This window comes from Nocardia sp. CC201C (genome assembly GCF_030010695.1).
Classification (GTDB): Bacteria; Actinomycetota; Actinomycetes; order Mycobacteriales; family Mycobacteriaceae; genus Nocardia; species Nocardia otitidiscaviarum.
On the sequence record NZ_JASCXP010000436.1, the window covers coordinates 1 to 6,248 of the forward strand.

Annotated in this window: 6 protein-coding genes; 3 read left to right on the forward strand and 3 right to left on the reverse strand. The window is 70.9% G+C overall.

Features of this window, described 5'->3' with window-relative positions:
* The 3 genes from QK444_RS30875 to QK444_RS30885 form a co-directional block, all read left to right on the forward strand.
* Window positions 1-1,286 (forward strand): glycosyl hydrolase family 65 protein (locus QK444_RS30875; protein WP_282785618.1); only part of this gene is annotated, 1,286 nt, incomplete at its 5' end.
* On the forward strand, window positions 1,283-1,987 hold the full coding sequence (locus tag QK444_RS30880; protein WP_282785619.1) for a universal stress protein: 705 nt from the start codon (window positions 1,283-1,285) through the stop codon (window positions 1,985-1,987). The genes QK444_RS30875 and QK444_RS30880, both read left to right, overlap by 4 nt.
* Window positions 1,988-2,091: 104 nt before the next feature.
* Complete coding sequence (locus QK444_RS30885; RefSeq protein WP_282785620.1) at window positions 2,092-4,194, forward strand: AMP-binding protein; 2,103 nt, start codon at window positions 2,092-2,094, stop codon at window positions 4,192-4,194.
* A gap of 190 nt (window positions 4,195-4,384) precedes the next feature.
* Here QK444_RS30885 and QK444_RS30890 read toward each other — a convergent pair whose 3' ends face one another.
* From QK444_RS30890 to QK444_RS30900, 3 genes are read right to left on the reverse strand one after another with little or no spacing between them, the layout of a single operon-like run.
* On the reverse strand, window positions 4,385-5,044 hold the full coding sequence (locus QK444_RS30890; RefSeq protein ID WP_282785621.1) for an NAD(P)H-binding protein: 660 nt from the start codon (window positions 5,042-5,044) through the stop codon (window positions 4,385-4,387).
* 49 nt (window positions 5,045-5,093) lie between these two features.
* Window positions 5,094-5,426 carry a transcriptional regulator gene (locus tag QK444_RS30895; RefSeq protein ID WP_282785622.1) on the reverse strand — a complete coding sequence of 111 codons (333 nt, stop codon included), beginning with the start codon at window positions 5,424-5,426 and terminating at the stop codon, window positions 5,094-5,096.
* The gene (locus QK444_RS30900) at window positions 5,423-6,007 is read right to left on the reverse strand and encodes a hypothetical protein (protein ID WP_282785623.1); all 585 of its coding nucleotides are present in this window, start codon (window positions 6,005-6,007) and stop codon (window positions 5,423-5,425) included. The genes QK444_RS30895 and QK444_RS30900 overlap by 4 nt, the downstream gene beginning before the upstream one ends.
* Between the last annotated feature and the right edge of the window lie 241 nt (window positions 6,008-6,248).

The window sequence follows — 6,248 nt, forward strand, 5'->3', positions numbered from 1 at the left end:
CGCACGGCGAATCCGCGGTGGGCGCGCGCGGCATCTCCGGTTCCGGCTATCGCGGCCACGTGTTCTGGGACGCCGACGCCTTCGTGCTGCCCGCCATGGCGAGTATCGATCCCGCCGCCGCCGAGGCCATGATCGCCTACCGGCTGCGGCGGCTGCCGGGCGCGCGTGCCCGCGCGCGCGCCGATGGCCGCGTCGGTGCGCGCTTCCCCTGGGAGTCGGCCGCCGACGGCTTCGACGTCACCCCGCGCAGCGGATTCCTCGGCGGCACCGAGGTTCCCATTCTCACCGGCGACCTCGAGGAGCACATCACCGCCGATGTGGCCTGGGCGGTGGATCATTTCGCCGAATGGTGCGGGCGTCCCGATTTCGCGCACACCACCGCGCGTGAGCTGCTCACCGAGACCGCCGCCTACTGGGCCGCGCGGGTGCGGGTGGACGCGGACGATCGCGGCCACATCGACCGCGTGATCGGCCCGGACGAGTACCACGAAACGGTCGACGACAACGCCTACACCAATGTCATGGCTCGCTGGAATCTGCGCCGCGCCGCCCGTCTGCATCCCCGGAACGCCGAGGAGGCAGCGGAATTCGCGCGCTGGCGGGAGCTGGCCGAGCGCATCGTGGACCAGGCGCACCCGGACGGCCGCTACGAGCAGTTCGCCGGATACTTCGAGCTGGAACCGCTCACCATGGCCGACGTCGGCGCCCGGCCGCCGGTGGCGGTGGACGTCCTGCTCGGGCAGCGTCGGGTGACGGGCTCGCAGTTGATCAAACAGCCCGACGTGCTGATGCTGCACCACCTGGTGCCCGAGGAGACCGTGCCCGGTTCGCTGCCGGTCAACCTCGACTTCTACGGTCCGCGTACCGCGCACGGCTCCTCGCTGTCACCCGCCGCCATGGCCGCGCTGCTGGCACGCGCCGGACGTGCCGACGCCGCGCTGGAGATGCTGCGCGCGGCGCTGCGGCTCGATCTCGACGATCGCACCGGCAGCACCGCGGTGGGCCTGCACATGGCCACCGTGGCCGGGGTCTGGCAGGCGATGCTGACCGGCTTCGCCGGGGTCCGGGTGCGCGACGGCGTGCTGCGGGTGCGGCCGGTGCTGCCGGACCGCTGGCCGCGGCTGCGGCTGGCGTTCCACTGCCTGGGTCGTCGCATCCGGCTCGACATCACCCACACCGGTGTCGGCGTGCACAGCGACGGCCCGGTGACCATGGCGGTCGGCGACCGCGCCGCACACCCCGTCGTCGGCGCGGCTTGGTGGCCCACCGATGAGGAGACCCCATGACCGATATCCTGGTCCGGCCCGCGCCCACCACCGAGGTGATCGCGGCCGACCTGGCCCGATCTCTGCGACTGGGCACCCGGTACACGCCGAAGGACGCCTCGGACGCCGAATTCCTCGACGCCCTGGACGATCCCGACGTGCTGATGGGCGTCGTCGGATTCGACGACGACGTCTGGTGGCTGCTCCAACATGCGCGCGATCCCCTGGTTCTGGTCCCCGCCGTGGTGACACCGCGGCCCGGCGGCACGCCCGGGGCCATCGAACGCGTGCTGCTGCCGCTCGACGGCACCGAGGAGGCGGCGCGGGCGGTCGCCGAGACCGCCGGGCTGTTCCACACCGCCGGAATCGAACTCGTCCTGCTGCACGTGTTCGACGAACGCACCGTTCCGGCGTGCTGGGACCAATCCGCGCACGCCCGCGAGGCGTGGGAGACGGAATTCCGGGCGCGGTTCTGCCGCCCCCTGGTACCGCACCCGCACCCCGAGATCACCCTGTGCAGCGGTGAACCCGGCGAGCATGTGGTCGAGGTGGCGGCGCGGGAGGCCGATCTGGTCGTCCTGGGCTGGTCGCGGCGACTGGCCCCCGATCACGCCCGCACCGTGCGCGCGGCGGTCGACGCGGCGGCGGTCCCGGTGATGGTGATCCCCGTGCGGACCCGATTGTGCTCGGTCATAAGCGATTCGGCCGCGACTGGTGAATAGACCGGGAACCGGTGCATTCGGATCCCCGCGGCCGCGCGGATCGGTAGAACGGAGCGATCCCGACCGGATTGGTGTGCGCGGGCCCGGCAAGGAGTGGCGCTGCGGTGGTGACCGATGTCTTCGATGCGGCCGCTGAGATAGCGATTCCGAGGCATGCGCTGTGGGCGCTGCTGCTCGAACCCGAGACCTATCCACGCGTCTACCCCGGGATCGGTGCATGCGAACAGGTGGGCGTGGTCGAGGGAAATCCGCTGGTGCTCTTCCGCATCGGCACCCCGGACACCGGAATCGCCATCCTCGAGGTGCGGGTGCGGGCGGGCCGCGCGGGGGAGAGCCTGGAACTGCAGTGTCCGGCCCGCGGCAGCTTCGTGACCGTGCGGATGGTCGGCGACGACGCGCGCACGCGGGTGACGGTGACCTGCTTCGCCGTCGGGCGGCTGCATCCCCGGCTGGCGGAGTTGCCGAAATCCGCGGTGGTGCGCTGGATTCGAACCGGATTGGAGCGCGCCGCCGATATCGTGCGGGGGAAGGCGACGTCGGTCGCGGTCAATGGCGAGGACTCAGGGGTACGGCGCGCGGTCGGGGTGGCCCGGCAGGTGCTCGAGACCGGTGTGGTGGGCCCGAGCCGTCCCGACGTGGTGGTCCGGCAACTGCGCGGACTGGCGCGCTGGGGGTTCAATCTCGCGGGCGCCTACGCCGCCGGAGCCGCCCGCGCGCCGCATCGCGTCGCCGTGGTGGACGGGCACGGCAGCCGCACCTACGCCGAGATCGACCGGCGCAGTGACGCATTGGCCCACGCCATGGGCGCGCTCGGGCTGCGCTTCGGCGACGCGCTCGGCCTGCTCGCGCGCAATCACGCGGGGATGGTCGAAACCATGGTCGCCGCCGGGAAACTCGGCGTGGACACGGTGCTGCTCAATGCCGGACTGTCGGCGCGGCGGATCGAGGAGATCGTGCAGCGCGACCGGCTCTCGGCCCTGTTCGTCGACGGTGAGCTGGAATCGCTGGTCGGCTACCTGCACGAGGGCATCCCCCGGGTGACGACGGACGGCGACCGGCCCACGGCCGGGCGGCTCACCATCGATGATCTGATCCAATTGGGGGCGAAGGGGTTTCGCAAACCGCCGCAGCCCGGTCGACTGGTGGTGCTCACCTCCGGCACAACCGGCGCGCCCAAAGGCGCGCGGCGACCGAACGCGCGGGGTTTCGGCGCCCTCGCCGCGCTGCTCTCGCGCATTCCGCTGCGGATGAACGACACCATGCTCATACCGGCCCCGCTGTTCCACACCTGGGGGCTGTCCGGACTGCAACTCGGCGCGGCGCTGCGGGCCACCGTGGTGCTGCCCGCGCGGTTCGACGCGGAGGACACCCTGCGCCTCGTCGCCGAGCACCGGGTCACCACCCTGCTGGTGGTGCCGACCATGGCGCAGCGGCTGCTCGACCTGCCGACCGCGGTGCGGGCGCGCTACGACACCTCCAGCCTGCGCATCGTGGCCAGTTGCGGTGCGCCGCTGGCGGGTTCGACGGTGCTGCGCTTCCTGGACACCTTCGGCGACATCCTCTACAACATCTACGGTTCGACCGAGGTGTCGTGGGCGACCATCGCCACGCCGGAGGATCTGCGCATCTCTCCCATGACGGCGGGGCGACCGCCGCTGGGCACGAAGATCGCGGTACTGGGCGACGATCGGCGGCCGGTGCCGGTGGGCGTCACCGGCCGCATCTTCGTCGGCAACCAGATGCTGTTCGACGGCTATGTCAATGCCGTGCCACCCGAGGAGAACGACGGACTGCTGGATACGGGCGATCTCGGCTATCTGGATGTGAGCGGGCGGCTGTTCATCGTGGGCCGGGAGGACGAGATGATCATCTCCGGCGGGGAGAACGTCTTCCCGCGTCCGGTGGAGGAGGCGCTCGCCCAGCTGCCCCAGGTCAACGAGGTCGCGGTGGTGGGCGTGCCCGATCCGGACTTCGGACAGCGCCTGGCGGCGTTCGTGGTGCGCAATGCCGGGGCCGGGCTGGACTCGGAGATGGTGCGCCGCTACCTGCGCCACCGCCTCGGCCGCGTCTCGGTACCGCGCGATGTGGCCTTCGTCGACGGTCTGCCGCGTGGCGAGACGGGCAAGGTGCTCAAGCGCCTGCTGACCGCGCCGGAGGACGGGGACGTAGCGGCGGCATCCGGCGAGGCGATCCGGCTCGGAGAATGACGTACGGCGGCCGGGCAGCACCCACACGGCGCTGGGGTATCGCGATGCCGACGTGCTGAGACGCTCACCCGCCGAACCGGCGCTGGCGAGTCGCGACGCCGACGCGACGCGATGCCCGCCGAACCGGCGCTGGCGAGTCGCGGCGTTGAGCGCGGGCCATCCCGGCATTCGAGAGGGGGTGTCGTGTGGCCTAGGACGTCGCGGCCACCAGACGGGCCACGGCCTCGTCCACCGGGGTCTGTCCGCCGGTGAGTTCGACGAGCATCCGGTCGAGGCGTGGTTCGTGCAGGGCGGAGGCGAGGAAGGCGGCCACGTCGTCGCGACGCACGCTGCCGTACTCGATGGCGAGCCCGGCGTTGACCCGGCCGGTGCCGGGATAGTCGATGAGTGTGCCCGGGCGGACGATGAGCCAGTTCAGGTCGGTGCGGGCCAGATAGGCGTCGGCGATCTTCTTGACCCGCATGTAGTGCTCGAAACCCTCGGTGGTTTCCCGGTTTCGCCCTGCCTCCGGGAATACCGAGACCAGCACGAATCGCGACACCCCGGCCAGCGCCGCGGCATCGGCGGCCTTCTCCAGGCCCTTGCCGTCGATGGCGGTGGTCTGATCCATGCCGGTGCCGTGCGCCCCCGCCGAGAACACCACGGCATCGTGCCCGGCCAGCTTCTTCGCCAATTCGTCGACGGAATCGTGGATGAGATCCCCCGGCACCGGCACGGCGCCGGATTCCCGCACGGTCTCGACCTGTTCGGGATTGCGATACATCCCGCTGACCTCGTCGCCGCGGTCGGTCAGCAGCCGCGCGAGCCGCCGTCCGACACCCCCGGCCGCACCGATCTGGAAAACCTTCATATCCCGATCATGCCTGTGGCCGTGCGGCGGAGACCAGTCGGCCACGCGCCTACGACGCATCCCGCTCGGGCGTCGGCTGTTCGGTGGCCTCGATGAGGGCGCGCAGGGTGGCGAGTTCGGCATCCAGGGCGTCGCGGCCCGCGGCGGTGATGGCGAGCCAGGTCTTGGGTCGGCCGCGGCCGGTGACCCGGTTGCCCGTGATCAGCCCGGCCTGTTCGAGCACCTTCAGATGCCGGTTCAGATTGCCGTCGGTGAGGCGCAGATTGTCCCGCAGCACACCGAATTCCATGGAGACACCGGAGCGCAACAGGGCCAGGATGCCGAGCCGGGTGCGCTGGTGCACGACATCGTCGAGGTCGAGCGACGGGTGCGGGTCGCTCATGCGGCGGTACCGGCGTCGGTGCGGACCAGTTCCACCATGGCGGCCAGCGCGGCGGTGACACCGACCACCAGGGCGAGCAGCGCGTACCCGTGCTCGGGTTCGGTGATGCCGACGATGACCGCGACCGCGATGCTGGCCAGGGCGACCGCGGCCGTGGTGAGCGACCGCAGTGCCGCCGCGAAGACGGCGAGTCCGATGCCGACGGCCAGCCAGGGGGCCACCAGCGCCCACTCACCCCGGTAGAACCAGCCGAGCAGTTGCGTGGATACCAGCAGACCCAGTGCGGCCAGTATGACGATGCCGCCCCGCAGATCCGGGAGCTGCACTCGGCGGGTGGAGAAGTACCACCCGCAGGCGAGCGCGGCGGCGAGGGAGACGACGATCCAGTACCAGCCCATGGCGTTCGTACCCTCGAACAGGATGGCGGCCGGTACCGACGCGAGGGTGGTGACGGCGATGCACAGCATGGGGAACCACATGGGGGCGGCCAGCTTCCAGCCGCGTCGGGTGAGGTGTTCCATATCGTCCACCAGTTGCCGGGCCTGCTCGGAACCGGGATTACTTTGTGATGCAGAGTTCATATATTCACTTTGCGCCGCAAAGCTACGCCGGTCAAGGCGTGGCGAGGCCCCTTGACGCGGCGGCGTCCGGAAAACTGAGCAGCATCCGGCCTCCCGTCCGGAAGGATGGAACAAGCGCAGGTCAGCGCGATTTCGCTGGCTCCCACGCAGCGGCGGAACGCGAGTTGTCGCCCGCCGTCGCACCGATGACGCTGGAGGTATGGACTTCGAGCGATACGCCCACTTCCTCCCCGCCGACTAC